This window comes from Gammaproteobacteria bacterium (assembly GCA_019911805.1).
Lineage (GTDB): Bacteria > Pseudomonadota > Gammaproteobacteria > Thiohalobacterales > Thiohalobacteraceae > JAHJQQ01.
Genome location: JAIOJV010000034.1, coordinates 60,656 through 78,233 on the forward strand (window position 1 = coordinate 60,656; position 17,578 = coordinate 78,233).

Genomic DNA, 17,578 nt, shown 5'->3' on the forward strand with positions numbered 1-17,578 from the left:
ATACCACCGGTATGGAACAGTTTCATCAGACGTTCTTCGAGGAGAGCTTCGAGGGACTGGATCTGATGGAGTCTGCGTTGCTCGCCCTGGATCCGGGCGCGGTCGATGCGGAGACCATCAACAGCATCTTCCGTGCCGCGCACTCGATCAAGGGCGGTAGTGCCACCTTCGGCTTCAGCGAGATCGCGGGTTTCACGCATCTCCTGGAGACCCTGCTCGACGAGATGCGTGACGGCCGGCGCCCGGTCACCCGGGTCGCCACCGATCTGCTGCTGCGAGCGGTCGATAGCCTGCGCGCGCTGGTGAATGCCGCGCAGGCCGGTGGCAGTCTCGATGCGATCGACATCAGCGACGTGCAGACGGCGTTGCAGGCACAGCTCGCCGACAGCGGCGATCCGGGCGCTGTCACCGCCGCGCCGCAGCCGGTGCCGTCATCGGGCTGGCACATCAGCTTCCAGCCGCATGCAGACATCCTGCGCACGGGCAACGACCCACTGCGTATCCTCTGGGAACTCGCCGGGCTGGGGACATTGAGCGTGCAGACGGATCTGTCCGGACTGCCCGGCTGGGAGGAATTCGATCCTGAGACCTGTTATCTCGGCTGGCGGATCGAGCTGCGCGGCGCAGTGGCCGGCGCGGCGCTCGAAGAGGCCTTCGCCTGGGTGGCCGACGAGTCCGACCTCGACATCCGGCCGCTGGGGACATCCCTGCCGGCGACAACGCCCGACACCGACGACGGGTCGGTGGTCGCAGGTGAACTGATCGCCGAACGCCGCCGGGCCGATCGTCGCCAGGCGCCCGACCGGCGCAGTGCGCCGCCGTCCGGCGACACGACTTCCATCCGTGTCAGCACCGGCAAGATCGACGCACTGATCAACATGGTCGGCGAGCTGGTCATCACCCAGTCCATGCTGGGCGAGATCGGTGATCAGCTGGTGCAGGGCGGCGCCAACGGACTGATCGAAAAGTTGCGCGACGGGCTGACGGAGCTGGAGCGCAACACACGTGAACTGCAGGAATCCGTGATGCGGATCCGCATGCTGCCGATCAGTTTCGCCTTCAACCGCCTGCCGCGCCTGATCCGCGATCTCGGCACGCAGCTCGGCACGCAGCTCGGCAAGCAGGTCGAACTGCGCATGTCGGGTGAGCATACCGAGCTGGACAAGACCGTCATGGAGAAGATCAGCGATCCGCTGGTCCATCTGGTACGCAATGCGCTCGATCATGGCATCGAGACGCCTGCAGTACGCATCGCCGCCGGTAAGTCGCCCGCCGGCACGCTGCACCTGAACGCCTTCCATCAGGGTGGCAACATCCTCATCGAGATCATCGATGACGGCAACGGGCTGGATCGGCAGAAAATCCTGCGCAAGGCGGTGGAGCGTGGGGTAATCAGTGAGGCCGAGGCGGCGGCGATGCCGGCCGAGAAGGTTGAGGATCTGATCTTCCAGCCGGGATTCTCGACCGCGGACGTCGTCAGCGATGTCTCGGGCCGCGGCGTCGGCATGGACGTGGTGCGCCGCAACATCCAGGAGCTTGGCGGCAGCGTCGAGGTGCGGTCCCAGGAGGGCAGGGGGTCGCGCTTCACCATCCGCCTGCCGCTGACGCTCGCCATCCTCGACGGCCAGTTGGTGCGCGTCGGCGACCAGATCTACATCATCCCTCTGGTATCCATCATCGAGTCCCTGCAGGCCCGCAAGGAATACATCAATGCCATGGCCGGCTCAGCCGAGGTCTACCGTCTGCGCGACGACTACCTGCCGGTGCTCAGGCTCTACGAGATCTTCAATATCCAGGCGGACGCCAACGAGCTGACAGATGGCCTGCTGGTCGTCGTCGAGGGCGATGGTCAGAAGGCGGGTGTGTTCGTCGACGAGCTGCTGGCACAGCAGCAGGTCGTCATCAAGAGTCTGGAATCCAATTATCGCCGCGTCGATGGCATTTCGGGTGCGACCATCCTCGGGGATGGCTCGGTGGCGCTCATCATGGACGTCCCGGGATTGATTCGCATGACCAGTATACAAGTGCGGAAACCAGCGCGGAAAACGGCTTAGCAGCCTAAAGGAGCGGCTATGACTCAGGCAATGACAACGAAAATCTCTCCCGCGGGTGCGGGGACGGGTGCGATGCAGGCGGCGCAGGACAATGCCGTCGGCAGTCAGTATCTGACCTTCGCACTGGCCCATGAACAGTACGGTGTGGACATCCTGCGCGTTCAGGAGATCAAGGGCTGGACGCCGGTGACCCACATACCGAACGCGCCGGCCTACCTGAAGGGCGTGTTGAACCTGCGCGGGACCATCGTGCCGATCGTGGATCTCCGCATGCGCTTCAGCCTTGAAGAGATCGAGTACACCCCGACGACGGTGGTCATCGTGCTGTCGCTGGTGGCCGACGGGCGGGAGCGGACCTTCGGCATCGTCGTCGATGCGGTCTCGGACGTGCTGAACATCCATACCGCCGACATCCGTCCCAAGCCGGACTTCGGCACCGCCGTGGATGCCGATTTCATCAGCGGCCTGGCCACCGTCGGCGACAGCATGGTGATGCTGCTCGACATCGACCGGCTGCTGCGGCCGGATGAGATCAATGCCATCGCATCGGTCAGTGAATGAATCCGTCAATCGATCGTTTCAAGGGGACCAGGACATGAAGGCTCTGACAATCAAGGTACGCCTGCTGGCGACGCTGGGCATCGCCATTGTGCTGCTGGCGGCCATTGGCATTACGGGGGTCATCGGCCTCGGCTCTGTCAAGGAGGGCATGCGGACGGTGTACGAGGACCGGACCATCCCGCTGGATCAGGTCACCACCATCCAGGAGTTGCTGCTGGAAAACCGGTTGTTCCTTGCGGTCGCGCTGGTGACGCCCACCGCCGAGGAGATCCGCAGGAACACCGAGGCAGTCGAGCGGAACATCGCCGAAATCGGCCCGCTCTGGGAGGCCTATATGGCCACCACCCTCACACCCGAGGAAAGGCAGATTGCCGAGAAGTTCGCGGCCGCTCGCGGGCGCTTCGTGATGGAGGGGCTGAGGCCGACGATCGCCCTGCTGCGCGCGGGCCGGACGCAAGAGGCGGAGGCGCAGGTCGTCAATGTGGTCCGGCCGCTCTATGTACCCGTGGGTGAGGGCATCGAGGCCCTGGTAAAACTCCAGATCGACGTCGCACGCCAGGAGTACGAGAATGCAACCGGCCTCTACGCCACGCTGCGCACGATCGCCATCGTCTCCATTGCCGTCGGCGTGGCCGTGGTGCTGTGGATGGCCTGGCTGCTGATGCGCGCCATCATGAATCCACTGCAGCAGGCGGTCGGGGTCGCCCGGCGGATTGCTGGCGGTGAGCTCGATCACGACGTCCGCATCGAGCGCAACGATGAGCTGGGCGAGCTGCTGACCGCGCTGCGCGACATGGCCGGAAAACTCGCGCAGATCGTCGGCGACGTGCGCGGCGCCTCCGACGCCGTCAGCGCCTCGGCGCGCGAGATCGCGACAGGCAATGACGACCTGAGTCAGCGCACGCAGGAGCAGGCCTCGGCACTGGAGGAGACGGCCTCGTCGATGGAGGAGATGACTTCGACCGTGAAGCAGAACGCCGACAATGCGCACCAGGCGAACCAGCTGGCGGCGGGGGCGCGCAGCCAGGCGGAACAGGGTGGCCAGGTGGTCTCGATGGCCGTATCGGCGATGAACGAGATCAACGCCTCCAGCCGCAGGATCGCCGACATCATCGGCGTCATCGATGAGATCGCCTTCCAGACCAACCTGCTGGCATTGAACGCGGCGGTGGAGGCGGCGCGGGCCGGTGAGCAGGGTCGCGGCTTCGCGGTGGTGGCGGCCGAGGTGCGCAACCTGGCGCAGCGTTCGGCGGGTGCGGCCAAGGAGATCAAGGATCTGATCCAGGACTCGGTGGAGAAGGTGAGGACGGGCTCGGGTCTGGTGGACGAGTCGGGCAAGACCCTGACCGAGATCGTCGACAGCGTGAAGAAAGTGACGGACATCGTGGCGGAGATCGCGGCGGCGAGCCAGGAGCAGTCGGTCGGTATCGAGCAGGTGAACAAGGCGGTCACGCAGATGGACGAGGTGACGCAGCAGAACGCGGCATTGGTGGAGGAGGCCGCCGCCGCCTCCCGCTCCATGGAGGATCAGGGACAGAAGCTCGTGGAGCTCATGCGCTTCTTCCGTACCGGGTCGGCCAGCTAGGAGTCTGTCGGACTTGGGCGATCGTAGCGAACCGGGTGGGAGAGCGAGGTCATGTTTTCGATCCTTCGAGGAGAATAGCCGTAGCTATTTGACGAGCAGGATCGGAAAGATGGACCGCTATCCCGCCGGCGCAGTAGATCAGTCCCAAGTCCGACAGACTCCTGGGAACGGAACAGTTAGAACGCGACAAGACGTTCGCTTCCTTAGAACGAATAGACAGGTGAAACCATGATCTCATTGAACAATATGACAATGCGTGGGCGGCTGCTGCTGGTGCTGGCGCTGCCGCTGGTGGGGCTGCTGTTCTTTTCGGCGAACAGCGTCCTGGACAAGGCGCGGACCTCGACGGCCATGCGTGATCTGCAGGCGCTCGTGTCCCTGTCGGTGGAGTTCGCGGCCCTGGCGCACGAGCTGCAGGTCGAGCGCGGCATGACCGGCGGATTCCTCGGCAGCAAGGGCCAGCGCTACGCTACCGAACTGCCCGCCCAGCGCGCCGAGAGCGATCGCCGGCTGACGGCGCTCAAGGAGGCGCTGCAGGGCTTCGACCGCACCGCCTATCCCGCGGTGCTGGGCCAGGCACTGGACGAGGCGCAGCGCCATCTCGGCGATCTGGGGAGCATCCGCGGTGCGGTCGGCAGCCAGAGCATCAGCGGCACGGATGCCACCGGCTACTACACCCGCACGATCGGTTCGCTGCTGGCGACCGGGCGCCAGGGCATGCTGCTCAGTGACGACCATGAGGTCACACGCCTGGCCGCAAGCTATTCCAACCTGTCGCACGCCAAGGAGTACGTCGGTATCGAGCGCGCCCTGCTGAACGTCGTGTTCGCGACCGACCGGTTCTCAACGGACATGGTGGCGCGTTTCCTCTCCAATGCCGCGGCCGCGGACATGTATTTCAAGGAATTCGAGACCGCAGCCAACGACGGACAGCTGGCCTTCTTCCGGCAGAAGGTGGCCGGCCATGCGGTCGAGGAGGCCGATCGCATGAAGAAGGCAGCGCTGGAAGGTATCGACGGGCGCTCGCTCGGGGTGGATGCCGGGCGTTGGTTCGAGATGATCACGGACAAGATCGATCTGCTCAAGACGGTCGAAGATCGGCTGGCGGCCGACTTCAGCACGGCCGCGGCGACGCTGCACGCCACAGCCCAGAATGCACTGTATCTGTTCCTGGCGCTGACCATCGCCGCCCTGATCGCCACGGGGCTGCTGGCCTTCTATACCATCCGCAACATCCTCCGGCAGCTCGGTGGCGAACCGGCCCTGGCGGCCGCCATCGCGGGCCGCATCGCCGGTGGTGATCTGGATGTGCAGGTGCCGGTGCGCGACGGCGACAGCAGCAGCCTGTTGGCCGCCATGCGCTCCATGGCCGAGCGGCTGGCGCAGATCGTCGGCGATATCCGTTCGGCCTCCGATTCGGTCAGCAGCTCCGCGCAGGAGCTTGCCAGCGGCAATGACAACCTGAGCCAGCGCACCCAGGAGCAGGCCTCGGCGCTGGAGGAGACGGCCTCGTCGATGGAGGAGATGACCTCGACGGTGAGGCAGAACGCCGATAACGCGCGCCAGGCGAACCAGCTGGCGGTGGGGGCGCGCAGCCAGGCGGAACAGGGTGGCCAGGTAGTGACCCAGGCGGTGGCGGCCATGAACGAGATCAACGCCTCCAGCCGCAGGATCGCCGACATCATCGGCGTCATCGACGAGATCGCCTTCCAGACCAACCTGCTGGCATTGAACGCGGCGGTGGAGGCGGCGCGGGCCGGCGAGCAGGGCCGCGGCTTCGCGGTGGTGGCGGCCGAGGTGCGCAACCTGGCGCAGCGTTCGGCAGGCGCGGCCAAGGAGATCAAGGATCTGATCCAGGACTCGGTGGAGAAGGTGCGGGCAGGCTCGGGTCTGGTGGACGAGTCGGGCAAGACCCTGACCGAGATCGTCGACAGCGTGAAGAAGGTGACGGACATCGTGGCGGAGATCGCGGCGGCGAGCCAGGAGCAGTCGGTCGGCATCGAGCAGGTGAACAAGGCAGTCACGCAGATGGACGAGGTGACGCAGCAGAACGCGGCGTTGGTGGAGGAGGCCGCCGCCGCCTCCCGCTCCATGGAGGATCAGGCGCACCGCATGGTGGAGATCATGCAGTTCTTCCGGACAGGCGGTGGCACGGTACAGGCCGCCCGGTTGACGCCCGCTCCGGCCGTGCGTGAAAGCGGATCGCCGCAGGTGACGCCGCAGACGCGGGTCCCGGCCGAGCCGGTCGCACGCCGTGTCCAACCGGCATCCCCCCCGGCGGATGAATGGGAGGAGTTCTGAGCATCGGTCCCCGGGGCCGGGTCGGATGCCGGCCCGCGCCTCCGGGGACCGGTTCCTTTACGACACCGTTCCACCTCGAAAATGACGGGTGCCACAGACATGGCCTTGGAAGCGCGCGAGTTCCACTTTACCGACCAGAATTTCGAGCTGCTGCGCCGTATCGCCTTCGAGCATACGGGCATCGTGCTGGGCGAGAACAAGCGGCAGATGATGTACGGTCGCCTGGCACGGCGCATCCGCCAGCTCGGTCTGGACAGTTTCGATGCGTATTGCGCACGCCTGGAGCAGGATGCGGACAGCGAACTGGGTGAACTGATCAACGCCATCACCACCAACCTCACCTCGTTCTTCCGCGAGAATCATCACTTCGAACATCTCGCCCGGGCCGCGCTGCCGGAAGTCATGGCCGCCAATGCCGCCACGCGCCGGCTGCGCATCTGGTCGGCGGGTTGTTCCACGGGCGAGGAGGCCTATTCCATCGCCATGACGCTGGCCGAGACCGCCAACCTGTCCGGCTGGGATGCCCGTATCCTGGCCACGGACATCGACACCAATGTGGTGGCGACGGCCGATACCGGTATCTATGCGGCGGATCGTGTGCAGGGTATGGACCCGAAGCGGGTGAAGCGCTGGTTCGAGCGCGGCACCGGCGAGACGGCCGGGAGGCTGCGCGTGACGCGGCCGTTACGCGAGCGGATCGCCTTCCGGCCGCTGAATCTGCTCGGATCGTGGCCGCTGCGCGGGCCCTTCGACATCATCTTCTGCCGCAACGTGGTGATCTATTTCGACAAGGAGACACAGCGCAAGCTGTTCGCGCGCTATGCGGACATCCTGGCGCCGCATGGCTATCTCTACATCGGCCATTCGGAGACGCTGTTCAAGATCAGCGACCGCTTCCGCCCGGTCGGCGGCACCATCTACCGGAAGATCTGACGTGGATGTCAGCCATAAGGCCCCGCCACCCACCTGTCCGCGGCCACGCACCCTGCCGGGGTTCGGTGGCATCAATCGCTACTGGGATGATGCCCACGGCATGTACGCGGCCAAGCTGCTGCCGGGCGAGTTCTACGTGACGGTCGAGCGCGAGACCATCGTCACCGTGCTCGGCTCCTGCGTGTCGGCCTGTATGCGCGACCCGGTATTCGGTATCGGCGGCATGAATCATTTCATGCTGCCGGTGAGTCAGGGCGCCGGCAGCTGGGAGGCGAACGGCATCGGGGCCTCCACCCGCTACGGCAGCCACGCCATGGAGCGCCTGATCAATGAGATTCTCAAGCACGGCGGCAGTCGCAGGAACCTGGAACTCAAGCTCACCGGCGGCGGTCGCGTGTTGACCCAGATGACCGATGTCGGGAGGAAGAATATCGAGTTTGTCGAGGCGTACGTGCGCACCGAGGCCCTGAAGGTGTTGTCGCGCGACCTCGGCGACATCTACCCGCGCAAGGTCTACTACACGCCCGCAACTGGAAAGTTGTTGGTGAAGAAACTGCGATCGCTGCATAACGAGACCATCGTGGAGCGTGAGAAACGCTATCTGCACCAGATCGAATCGGCGCCGGTGCAGGGCGAGGTCGAACTGTTTTGAGGCAGGCATGAAGAAGGTCAGGGTACTCATCGTCGACGATTCCGCGCTGATCCGGAAACTGCTTTCCGAGATCCTCGGCAGCGATCCGCACATTGAAGTGGTGGGCGTCGCTGTCGACCCCTACGTCGCACGCGAGAGGATCAAGGCCCTGAATCCCGACGTGTTGACGCTCGATGTCGAGATGCCGCGCATGGACGGGCTGACCTTCCTCGGCAATCTGATGCGGCTGCGGCCGATGCCGGTGGTGATGATCTCCTCGCTGACGGAAAAAGGGGCGGATGTCACCCTGCAGGCACTCGAGCTGGGTGCGGTCGATTTCGTCTCCAAACCCAAGCTGGACGTGTCACAGGGCATGCAGGCCTATGCCGAGGAGATCTGCGCCAAGGTCAGGACCGCGGCCGGGGCCAGGGTAGCGGCCCTGGGGGGGCGTCCGCCCGCGGTGATCGCCGCGGTGCCGAAACTGAGTGCCGACGCGGTGCTGGGCGTCGCCGGCGTGCCGATGCCGCTCAGGACCACGGAGAAGATCGTCGCCATAGGCGCCTCCACCGGTGGCACCGAGGCGATCAAGGACGTCCTGCTGCGCCTGCCGGCCGATGCGCCGGGCATCGTCATCACCCAGCACATCCCCGCCGAGTTCAGCGCCGCCTTCGCGCGGCGCATGGACGGTCTGTGCGCGCTGTCGGTGTGCGAGGCGGCGGACGGGCAGCAGATCCTGCCCGGGCATGCGTATATCGCGCCGGGGGGGCGGCATCTGCTCGTGCAGCGCAGCGGCGCACGCTACATCTGTACGATCAACGACGGCCCCCCCGTGAACCGCCACCGCCCCAGCGTCGACGTGCTGTTCCGCTCGGTGGCGCAGGTCGGCGGCGTCAATGCGGTGGGCGTACTGCTGACCGGCATGGGCGATGACGGTGCGCAGGGTCTGAAGGAGATGCTGGCGTCCGGTGCCGCCACCCTCGCGCAGGATGAGGCCAGCAGCGTGGTCTGGGGCATGCCCGGTCGGGCGTGGCAGATCGGGGCGGCGCAGGCGCTGCTGCCGCTGCAGGACATCGCCGCCGCGATACTCGACCGGGTGGCGCAGCGGCAGCTTGACAGGAGGGTGATATGAGGTGGGTGAAGGCTGCGATAGCCGGGCGTATCGGTGGAATCAGGACGGCAGTGATCGTGGCGGTGCTGACCGGCGGGGTGTCGCTGGGGCTCCTGGCGGCGGCAGGGGCGCACTGGCGTGCAGGGGCGATCCTGGCGGGCAATCTGGTGATCTGGCTGGTCGTGGACGGGCTGGCGCGGCGCCACGAGGCACAGCGCGTGGCCCGTGAGCTGGCCGATCGGGCCGCCACCGAGGCGGAACTTGCCGGCCTCAACCGCGAGTTGTGGCGCATGGCCGGCAGCCGCCTCGATGCACTGGATACAGAACTGGTGCGGGTCCGCGAGCTGACTGGCGATGCGGTGGAGAGCCTCACGGGGGCATTCGACGGGCTGAATACCCAGACGCACGAACAGGGGGCGCTGGTCTCCGAACTGACCGGGCAGGTGATGGGCGGAGTCTCGGGCCGTCAGAGTATGCAGCATTTCGTCGATGAGATCGCCGAGGTACTGGCGTATTACATCAAGCTGGTGATCGACATCAGCCGGCAGAGTGTCGCCACCGTGTACAAGATCGACGACATGGTGGTGCAGATGGACCGTATCTTCGTGTTGCTGGGCGACATCAACTCGATCGCCGACCAGACCAATCTGCTGGCGTTGAATGCCGCCATCGAGGCAGCCCGGGCCGGTGAGTCGGGGCGTGGCTTTGCCGTCGTCGCCGATGAGGTGCGCAAACTGTCGCAGCATTCCGCCAGCTTCAACGAACAGATCCGTGGCCAGGTGGAGGGGGCCAAGAAGACCATCGGTGAGGCCCGCTCGCTGGTGGTCGAGGTGGCCGCCAAGGACATGAACGTCGCTCTCAAGGCCAAGGGCAACGTCGACGAGATGATCGCTCACATCAGCGGCCTCAACCACACCATCTCCGACACCCTGCAGCGCGTTGCCGCCATCGGCACGGAGGTTCAGTGCAGTGTCGATACTGCGGTGCGCGGCCTGCAGTTCGAGGACCTCACCCGGCAACTGGTGGAATACATCGCGCGGGAGGTCGATTCGGTGCGCGGCCTGCTGACGGAGCTGGGCGCGGCGGGCGAGCCCCATTCGAGCGCGGCCTGTTCACAGTTGCGCGAGCGCATCGGTGAACAGGCGCAGCTGCTGGAGCGTGCGCGCCAGCACCACATCGCCCAGCCCGGGCGGGTGGTGCTGCAGGAATCCATGGACGCGGGCGAGGTCGAACTCTTTTAGTCGCGTGCGGGTACGCCGCGAGAGGAAACCTATGATGAACGCGAATCAGGTCGTGTCGCAGGGCAATACACGCATCCTGCGGATTGCCGGAAAATTCGATTTCAAGCTGCATCGATCCTTCCGGGCGCTCTATGAAGACGCCCCGGCGGAGATATCCAGCTATGTGATCGATCTGAGCAGGACGGATTACATGGACAGCTCGGCATTGGGCATGCTGATGCTGTTGCGGGAGCATGTGAACGGCGATCGGCGGCGCGTGCGCATCGTCAACTGTAATCCCGAGATCCGCAAGATTCTCGAGATTGCCAACTTCGATACACTCTTCGATCTTTCCTGACGTCATGTCGTTGCCGGAGATCCGTCCGCCGCCAGCACTGCGGCGAGCAGAATCTTCGCGGCGCAGTCTGTCGCAGCAGGGCGTCATGCTACAGTAGGCCGGTGTTCCACGCGGAGGTCTGCGCATGTCCTGCTGCGTCTATTATGGGCCGGCGCTGGCCGCCTACGCTTTCGGCCGGGGTCATCCCTTCGGCCCCGATCGGCTGGCTGCGTTCTGGACGCAGTGCCAGGCGGCCGGGCTGGGCGACCGGCTGAGTGTCTGCGCGCCGGTCCAGGCGCAGGATGCGGACATCCTGCGCTTCCACACCGGCGACTATCTCGAGCAGGTCAAACACCAGTCACTGAGCGGTCAGGGCTATCTCGACAGCGGCGACACGCCGGCGTTCGTCGGCATGTACGAGGCCGCGGCCACCGTGGTCGGCAGCGGCCTGGATGCCGCCACGCGGGTGCTGGCCGGTGAGTGCCGGCGCGCCTTCGTGCCGATCGCCGGGCTGCACCATGCGCGCCGCGACGGTGCGGCGGGTTTCTGTGTGTTCAACGACTGCGGCGTGCTCATCGAGACCCTGCGCGCCGTCCACGGCCTCACCCGTATCGCCTATGTGGATATCGATGCCCATCACGGTGATGGCGTGTTCTATGCCTTCGAGGACGATCCGGATGTGATCATCGTCGACCTCCACGAGGACGGGCGCTTTCTCTATCCGGGGACCGGCGCGGCCACCGAGACCGGGCGCGGCCCGGCCGCAGGCAGCAAGCTGAACATCCCGATGCCGCCCAATAGCGACGATGCGGCGGTGCACGCCGTCTGGCCGGCCGCCGAGGCCTTCCTGCGCGCTGCCCGGCCGGAATTCATCCTCCTGCAGTGCGGCGCCGACAGCGTCCGCGGCGACCCGTTGACCCACCTGCAGTACAGCCGGGAACTGCACGGTGAGATCGCCCGGCACCTGTGCAATATCGCCGACGAGGTCTGCCACGGCCGGCTGGTCGCCCTGGGCGGCGGCGGATACGACCGCGCCAACCTGGCGGCCGCCTGGACGGGGGTGGTGGCGGCGCTGGCGGAGGAGGTGTAGGGCCCCGGCCGTAAGCCCGGATGGAGACCGTCCGGCCGGAATCCAGCTACGCGGCTGGGGCATTGGCCACGGAACCACACGGAATCACACAAAAATGTGGGGCCGCAGCCGGTTTTGTAGTCCGTGTATTTCCGCGACCATTCGCTGTGGCGGGCGCGGCATGCAGGGTTTCGAGGCGTAGCCTGACGCACCAGGCATCACGACTTGGGGGTCTTGGTCACGGAAGCACGCGGAAATACATAAAAGGCGGGCTGTGGCGGGTTTTACATTCCGTGTGTTTCCGTGGCCATTCGCTGGGTCGATCGCGGCACGCTTGGAGTGCGGCCTGACGCAGTGGATTCCCCTGCCAACCGTGTGCCACCGCGCGCACCCGCCCGCAGTTGCCATTTGTCCCCGTGCGCCCCCGGGCCCGGGTCTGCGCGCCGGTCCTTCGTGCTATCATGGCCGCCCTTCGCCCCCGCCTGCGTCGGGGGTCCGTTCAGCGCCGGTCCGTCCTCCAATAGTGCGGGCCGGCCGTGTTTACAGGGGTTTGGAATGTTCAGCAAAGACATGGCCATCGCCGGTTTCGATCCGGAACTCTGGGCCGCCATCCAGGGCGAGGAGCAACGGCAGGAAGATCACATCGAACTGATCGCCTCCGAGAACTATGCCAGTCCGCGGGTGATGGCCGCGCAGGGTTCGGTGCTGACCAACAAGTATGCCGAGGGCTATCCGGGCAAGCGCTACTACGGCGGCTGCGAGTTCGTCGATGTCGCCGAGCAACTCGCCATCGACCGTGCCAAGCAGCTGTTCGGTGCCGACTACGCCAACGTCCAGCCGCATTCCGGCTCCCAGGCCAATGCCGCGGTCTATCTGGCACTGCTCAATCCCGGTGACACTATCCTCGGCATGAGCCTTGCCCACGGTGGCCACCTGACCCACGGCGCCAAGGTGAATTTCTCCGGCAAGCTGTTCAACGCCGTGCAGTACGGCCTGAATCCCGACACCGGCCTGATCGATTACGACGAGATCCAGCGCCTGGCGAACGAGCACAAGCCGAAGATGATCGTCGGTGGCTTTTCGGCCTATTCGCGCACGCTGGACTGGAACCGGTTCCGGGCGATCGCCGATTCGGTCGGCGCCCTGCTGTTCGTCGACATGGCACATGTCGCCGGCCTGGTCGCCGCCGGGATCTATCCGAACCCGGTCGCCATCGCCGACGTCACCACCACCACCACCCACAAGACCCTGCGCGGTCCGCGCGGCGGCCTGATCCTGGCGAAGGCCAATCCGGACATCGAGAAGAAACTCAGCTCGATGGTGTTCCCCGGCACCCAGGGCGGCCCGCTGATGCACGTCATCGCCGCCAAGGCGGTGGCCTTCCTGGAGGCACTGCAACCGGAATTCACGGACTACCAGAAACAGGTACTGGCCAATGCCCGCGCCATGGCCGCGGTGATCCAGGACCGCGGCTACAAGATCGTCTCCGACGGCACCGACGACCACCTGTTCCTGGTCGACCTGATCGACAAGGGCATTACCGGCAAGGCTGCCGACGCGGCCCTGGGCAATGCCTACATCACCGTGAACAAGAACGCCGTACCCAACGACCCGCAGTCGCCCTTCGTCACCAGCGGCATCCGGCTCGGCACCCCGGCGGTCACCACGCGCGGTTTCAAAGAGACCGAGGTCAGGACACTGGCCGGCTGGATCTGTGACATCCTCGACGACCTCGAGAACACCGCGGTGCAGGACCAGGTGCGCACACAGGTACTGGCGCTGTGCAAGCGATTTCCGGTGTATGAGCGCTAGAGGCAAGATACAAGATACAAGATACAAGTCGTTCAAGGGATGCTGCGGTTTCCCTTGTACCTTGTACCTTGCATCTTGCATCTGACAATGCCATGCATTGCCCATTCTGCGGCGCCGAAGATACCAAGGTAATCGACTCGCGGCTGGCCAGTGAGGGCGTACAGGTACGCCGCCGGCGCGAATGTCTCAGCTGCGGCGAACGCTTCACCACCTTCGAGGTCGCCGAGCTGGTGATGCCGCGCATCGTCAAGCGCGACGGTACCCGCGATCCGTTCAACGAGGCCAAGTTGCGGGGGGGCATCGTGCGCGCCCTGGAAAAACGGCCGGTGCCGACCGAACGCATCGAGGACGCGATCAACCACATCCAACAGCGCATGCGCGCCAGCGGCGAGCGCGAAATTCACTCGTCACAGCTGGGTGAATGGGTGATGAATGAACTGCGCAAGCTGGATCAGGTCGCCTACGTGCGTTTCGCCTCGGTATACCGCAGCTTCCAGGACGTGAATGCCTTCCGCGAGGAGATCGAACGGCTGGAAAGGGGGGCGACACCGGAAGAGGAGCGTGATCAGCTGCTGTTGTTGGATGAAAAGCAGAGACCAGGGCCGAGGGACTAGGGACTAGGTGCTAGGGAAACCCCACGATCTTTCCCTCGGCCCTAGAACCTAGGACCTAGGACCTGGAACGTCATATGTTCATCAGCGACGACCACCGGTACATGGCCCGCGCGTTGCAACTCGCCGAACGCGGTCTGTACACGACCGATCCGAATCCGCGTGTGGGCTGCGTGCTGGTGCGTGCGGGTGAGATCGTCGGTGAGGGTTGGCACGAACGTGCCGGCGGGCCGCACGCCGAGGTGCAGGCGTTGCGCGCGGCGGGTGAGCAGGCGCGCGGCGCGACGGCCTATGTCACATTGGAGCCGTGCGGTCATCACGGGCGCACGCCACCGTGCAGTGACGCCTTGATCGGCGCCGGTGTGACCCGTGTGATCGCCGGCCTGCAGGACCCGAATCCGCGCGTCGCGGGCGACGGCCTGGCGCAACTGCGGGCGGCCGGCATCGATACGCGGATCGGCCTGCTCGCGACCGAATCCGCGGCGCTCAATCCGGGCTTCGTCAGCCGCATGCGTCGCGGCCGGCCGTATGTGCGCTGCAAGCTGGCCATGAGCCTGGACGGTCGTACCGCCATGGCGTCGGGCGAGTCGAAGTGGATCACCGGTGAGCACGCGCGCGCCGATGTGCAGCGCCTGCGGGCGCGCAGCAGCGCGATCGTGACGGGTGTGGGCACGGCACTGATGGACGATCCATCGTTGACAGTGCGCCTGGACAACGGCGCCCCCGGCGACGTCCGTCAGCCGCTGCGGGTCGTTCTGGATACGCGGCTGCGCCTGCCAGTGACGGCGAAGCTGTTGGCGCAACCGGGCCGGACGCTGGTGTTGACGGCGCACGCCGAACCGGGCGCACGCGCGGCGCTCGAAGGGGCCGGTGCGGAGGTACTGTCCCTGCCGGCGGGCACGGGCGGCGTCGATCTCGCAGCGGTGCTGCAGACCCTGGCGGCACGTGACATCAACGAGGTATTGCTGGAGTGCGGCGCCGTGCTGGCGGGTAGTTTCCTGCACGCCGGGCTGATCGACGAACTGGTGATCTACCTGGCGCCGACGCTGCTCGGCGACGCCGCGCGCGGGCTGTTCCACCTGCCGGGCCTGGGGCGCATGGCACAGAAGATCGCGCTGGACATTCGCGATATCCGCAAGGTCGGTGACGACTGGCGCATCACGGCTGGCATCAGAGACAAGAGGCAAGAGGCAAGAGACAAGTCATGAAAATTTCCACGCAGCCGGTTTTATTGCTTGCCTCTTGCCTCTTGCCTCTTGCATCTGTGCGCAAGCACTAGAATGTTCACAGGCATCATACAAGCCGTCGGCGAGATCGCCGCGCTGGAGCCGCAGGGCGGCGATCTGCGCCTGCGCGTGCGTACCGGCAAACTCGATCTCGGCGACGTGCGGCCCGGCGACAGCATCGCGGTCAGCGGTGTGTGCCTCACGGCCGTGGAACTGCCGGGCGATGGTTTCTGGGCCGATGTCTCGGGCGAGACACTGGCGCATACCGTCATCGGTGACCTGAAGGCGGGCGCGCGGGTGAATCTGGAAAAGGCGCTCCTGCCGACCACGCGTCTGGGTGGGCATCTGGTCAGCGGCCATGTCGATGGAGTCGGTGAGGTCATCGAGCGCCGCTCGGATGCGCGCTCCGAGCGTCTGCGCATCCGCGCCCCGCAGGGGCTGGCACGCTACATCGCAGCCAAGGGCTCGATCTGTGTGGATGGTGTCAGCCTGACGGTGAATGCGGTCGAACGTAATGTATTCGAGCTCAATATCGTCCCGCACACGCTGGCCGAGACCACGCTCGATGAGTACCGGCCGGGTCGCCGGGTGAATCTGGAAGTGGATCTGATCGCCCGCTACCTCGAGCGCCTGCTGCTCGGCGACACCGTGGCGGAAGGCGGACAGGACATCACCCTGGAGCTCCTGCGCGCACACGGCTTTGCGCGGGAGTGAGTAGGTTGGTATTAACCACGAAGGACACGAAGGAAAATCGTTCAATACTTGTTGCAAGAGAAGCGTTCTTTCTCCGAGATGGGTTACTCCATGCGAAGGGAGATCGAAGCTTCGCTTTCACTTTGATCGAAGATTTTCCTTCGTGTCCTTCGTGTCCTTCGTGGTAAATCATAAGTTTGTTTGGAGTCGGCAATGGCATTGAACACCGTCGAAGAGCTCATCGAGGACCTGCGTCAGGGCAGGATGATCATCCTGATGGACGACGAGGATCGCGAGAATGAGGGCGATCTCGTCATGGCCGCGAGCAAGGTGCGTCCGGAGGATATCAACTTCATGGCCAAGTACGGCCGTGGTCTGGTGTGTCTGACACTGACGCGCGAGCGCTGCCGGCAGTTGAACCTGCCACTGATGGTCAATGACAACACCTCATCGCACTCGACCAATTTCACGGTATCTATCGAAGCGGCCGAGGGTGTGACCACCGGTATTTCGGCGCAGGACCGCGCGGTAACGGTCCAGGCGGCGGTGGCCCCCGATGCGGAGCCCGGTGACATCGTCACGCCCGGGCATATCTTCCCGCTCATGGCCAAGCCCGGCGGCGTGCTCACCCGTGCCGGCCACACCGAGGCAGGCTGCGATCTGGTGCGTCTGGCGGGTCTGGAGCCGGCCGCGGCCATCGTCGAGATCCTCAACGAGGACGGCAGCATGGCGCGGCGGCCCGACCTGGAGCGCTTTGCTGCCGAACACAAGCTCAAGATCGGCACTATCGCCGATCTGATTCATTACCGCATCGAGAATGAGAAGACCGTCGAGCGCGTTGCCGCGTGCGACCTGCCGACGGAGTTCGGTGACTTCCGGCTGGTGGCCTATGAGGACTCCATCGAGAAGGACGTACATCTCGCGTTGGTCTACGGCGAGCCGGACGTGCAGCAGCCGGTGCTGGTGCGGGTGCACGTGCAGGGCACGCTGTGCGATCTGCTGGGTGCCCGCACTGGGGATTGCGGCTGGCCGCTGCGACATGCACTGGAACGGGTGGCGCGCGAGGGCAGCGGCGTGATCATTGTGCTCGGTAAGCCGGAAGATCCCGCCTCGCTGGTGCGCCGTATCCGCTATTACGCCGAAGCTGGCCCGCACAGCGAGCCGCCGCGGCGTGGCGGCGGCCGCGAGGAGCTGCGCACCTACGGGATCGGTGCCCAGATCCTGGCCGACCTCGGCATCACCCGTATGCGCGTGCTGTCGGCCCCGAAAAAGATGCACGCCATCACCGGTTTCGGCCTCGAAGTGGTCGAATACGTGTCCGGCGACTGAGCGGGTGAGGGGTATTTCGAGTTAACCACGAAGGACACTAAGGACACGAAGGAAAATCTCCAATCAATGTAAAATCGAGAGCGCCCTCTCCCTTTGCGGGAGAGGGCC

The 17,578-nt window shown here is 65.3% G+C and carries 15 protein-coding genes; all 15 read left to right on the plus strand.

All coding sequences use genetic code 11. The annotated features are described in order from the left end of the window. Positions 1-11 precede the first annotated feature (11 nt). The gene (locus tag K8I04_03170; GenBank protein MBZ0070723.1) at positions 12-2,054 is read left to right on the plus strand and encodes a chemotaxis protein CheA; all 2,043 of its coding nucleotides are present in this window, start codon (positions 12-14) and stop codon (positions 2,052-2,054) included. A gap of 72 nt (positions 2,055-2,126) precedes the next feature. Then, the gene (locus K8I04_03175; GenBank protein MBZ0070724.1) at positions 2,127-2,615 is read left to right on the plus strand and encodes a chemotaxis protein CheW; all 489 of its coding nucleotides are present in this window, start codon (positions 2,127-2,129) and stop codon (positions 2,613-2,615) included. Between the two features lie 34 nt (positions 2,616-2,649). After that, positions 2,650-4,200 (plus strand): MCP four helix bundle domain-containing protein, encoded by a 1,551-nt coding sequence (locus K8I04_03180; GenBank protein MBZ0070725.1) that lies wholly within the window; start codon positions 2,650-2,652, stop codon positions 4,198-4,200. A 1,056-nt stretch (positions 4,201-5,256) separates the two neighbouring features. Beyond that, positions 5,257-6,501: a hypothetical protein gene (locus K8I04_03185; protein ID MBZ0070726.1), complete on the plus strand. Its 1,245-nt coding sequence runs from the start codon at positions 5,257-5,259 to the stop codon at positions 6,499-6,501. A 99-nt stretch (positions 6,502-6,600) separates the two neighbouring features. Then, the gene (locus K8I04_03190; GenBank protein MBZ0070727.1) at positions 6,601-7,434 is read left to right on the plus strand and encodes a protein-glutamate O-methyltransferase; all 834 of its coding nucleotides are present in this window, start codon (positions 6,601-6,603) and stop codon (positions 7,432-7,434) included. Continuing rightward, on the plus strand, positions 7,343-8,086 hold the full coding sequence (gene cheD, locus K8I04_03195) for a chemoreceptor glutamine deamidase CheD (GenBank protein ID MBZ0070728.1): 744 nt from the start codon (positions 7,343-7,345) through the stop codon (positions 8,084-8,086). The genes K8I04_03190 and cheD overlap by 92 nt, the downstream gene beginning before the upstream one ends. 7 nt (positions 8,087-8,093) lie before the next feature. Further along, positions 8,094-9,194: a chemotaxis response regulator protein-glutamate methylesterase gene (locus K8I04_03200; protein MBZ0070729.1), complete on the plus strand. Its 1,101-nt coding sequence runs from the start codon at positions 8,094-8,096 to the stop codon at positions 9,192-9,194. Further along, positions 9,191-10,414 carry a chemotaxis protein gene (locus K8I04_03205; protein MBZ0070730.1) on the plus strand — a complete coding sequence of 408 codons (1,224 nt, stop codon included), beginning with the start codon at positions 9,191-9,193 and terminating at the stop codon, positions 10,412-10,414. Before K8I04_03200 ends, K8I04_03205 begins: the two co-directional genes overlap by 4 nt. Positions 10,415-10,445: 31 nt before the next feature. Continuing rightward, positions 10,446-10,751: an STAS domain-containing protein gene (locus tag K8I04_03210; GenBank protein ID MBZ0070731.1), complete on the plus strand. Its 306-nt coding sequence runs from the start codon at positions 10,446-10,448 to the stop codon at positions 10,749-10,751. A 124-nt stretch (positions 10,752-10,875) separates the two neighbouring features. Continuing rightward, positions 10,876-11,820: an acetoin utilization protein AcuC gene (locus K8I04_03215; protein MBZ0070732.1), complete on the plus strand. Its 945-nt coding sequence runs from the start codon at positions 10,876-10,878 to the stop codon at positions 11,818-11,820. Between the two features lie 534 nt (positions 11,821-12,354). Then, the gene (locus tag K8I04_03220; protein ID MBZ0070733.1) at positions 12,355-13,611 is read left to right on the plus strand and encodes a serine hydroxymethyltransferase; all 1,257 of its coding nucleotides are present in this window, start codon (positions 12,355-12,357) and stop codon (positions 13,609-13,611) included. A 92-nt stretch (positions 13,612-13,703) separates the two neighbouring features. Then, positions 13,704-14,225 carry a transcriptional regulator NrdR gene (gene nrdR, locus K8I04_03225; GenBank protein MBZ0070734.1) on the plus strand — a complete coding sequence of 174 codons (522 nt, stop codon included), beginning with the start codon at positions 13,704-13,706 and terminating at the stop codon, positions 14,223-14,225. A gap of 101 nt (positions 14,226-14,326) precedes the next feature. Beyond that, positions 14,327-15,430 carry a bifunctional diaminohydroxyphosphoribosylaminopyrimidine deaminase/5-amino-6-(5-phosphoribosylamino)uracil reductase RibD gene (gene ribD, locus K8I04_03230; GenBank protein MBZ0070735.1) on the plus strand — a complete coding sequence of 368 codons (1,104 nt, stop codon included), beginning with the start codon at positions 14,327-14,329 and terminating at the stop codon, positions 15,428-15,430. Between the two features lie 72 nt (positions 15,431-15,502). After that, positions 15,503-16,162: a riboflavin synthase gene (locus tag K8I04_03235; GenBank protein ID MBZ0070736.1), complete on the plus strand. Its 660-nt coding sequence runs from the start codon at positions 15,503-15,505 to the stop codon at positions 16,160-16,162. 192 nt (positions 16,163-16,354) lie between these two features. Then, entirely contained in the window at positions 16,355-17,470 is a 1,116-nt protein-coding gene (ribB, locus tag K8I04_03240) for a 3,4-dihydroxy-2-butanone-4-phosphate synthase (protein ID MBZ0070737.1), read from the plus strand. The last annotated feature ends 108 nt before the right edge of the window (positions 17,471-17,578 follow it).

Coding starts and splice junctions, on each gene's coding strand:
- K8I04_03170 (MBZ0070723.1), top strand. CDS start 12: ATGGAACAGTTTCATCAGACGTTCTTCGAGGAGAGCTTCGAGGGACTG.
- K8I04_03175 (MBZ0070724.1), top strand. CDS start 2,127: ATGCAGGCGGCGCAGGACAATGCCGTCGGCAGTCAGTATCTGACCTTC.
- K8I04_03180 (MBZ0070725.1), top strand. CDS start 2,650: ATGAAGGCTCTGACAATCAAGGTACGCCTGCTGGCGACGCTGGGCATC.
- K8I04_03185 (MBZ0070726.1), top strand. CDS start 5,257: ATGATCACGGACAAGATCGATCTGCTCAAGACGGTCGAAGATCGGCTG.
- K8I04_03190 (MBZ0070727.1), top strand. CDS start 6,601: ATGGCCTTGGAAGCGCGCGAGTTCCACTTTACCGACCAGAATTTCGAG.
- cheD (MBZ0070728.1), top strand. CDS start 7,343: ATGGCTATCTCTACATCGGCCATTCGGAGACGCTGTTCAAGATCAGCG.
- K8I04_03200 (MBZ0070729.1), top strand. CDS start 8,094: ATGAAGAAGGTCAGGGTACTCATCGTCGACGATTCCGCGCTGATCCGG.
- K8I04_03205 (MBZ0070730.1), top strand. CDS start 9,191: ATGAGGTGGGTGAAGGCTGCGATAGCCGGGCGTATCGGTGGAATCAGG.
- K8I04_03210 (MBZ0070731.1), top strand. CDS start 10,446: ATGATGAACGCGAATCAGGTCGTGTCGCAGGGCAATACACGCATCCTG.
- K8I04_03215 (MBZ0070732.1), top strand. CDS start 10,876: ATGTCCTGCTGCGTCTATTATGGGCCGGCGCTGGCCGCCTACGCTTTC.
- K8I04_03220 (MBZ0070733.1), top strand. CDS start 12,355: ATGTTCAGCAAAGACATGGCCATCGCCGGTTTCGATCCGGAACTCTGG.
- nrdR (MBZ0070734.1), top strand. CDS start 13,704: ATGCATTGCCCATTCTGCGGCGCCGAAGATACCAAGGTAATCGACTCG.
- ribD (MBZ0070735.1), top strand. CDS start 14,327: ATGGCCCGCGCGTTGCAACTCGCCGAACGCGGTCTGTACACGACCGAT.
- K8I04_03235 (MBZ0070736.1), top strand. CDS start 15,503: ATGTTCACAGGCATCATACAAGCCGTCGGCGAGATCGCCGCGCTGGAG.
- ribB (MBZ0070737.1), top strand. CDS start 16,355: ATGGCATTGAACACCGTCGAAGAGCTCATCGAGGACCTGCGTCAGGGC.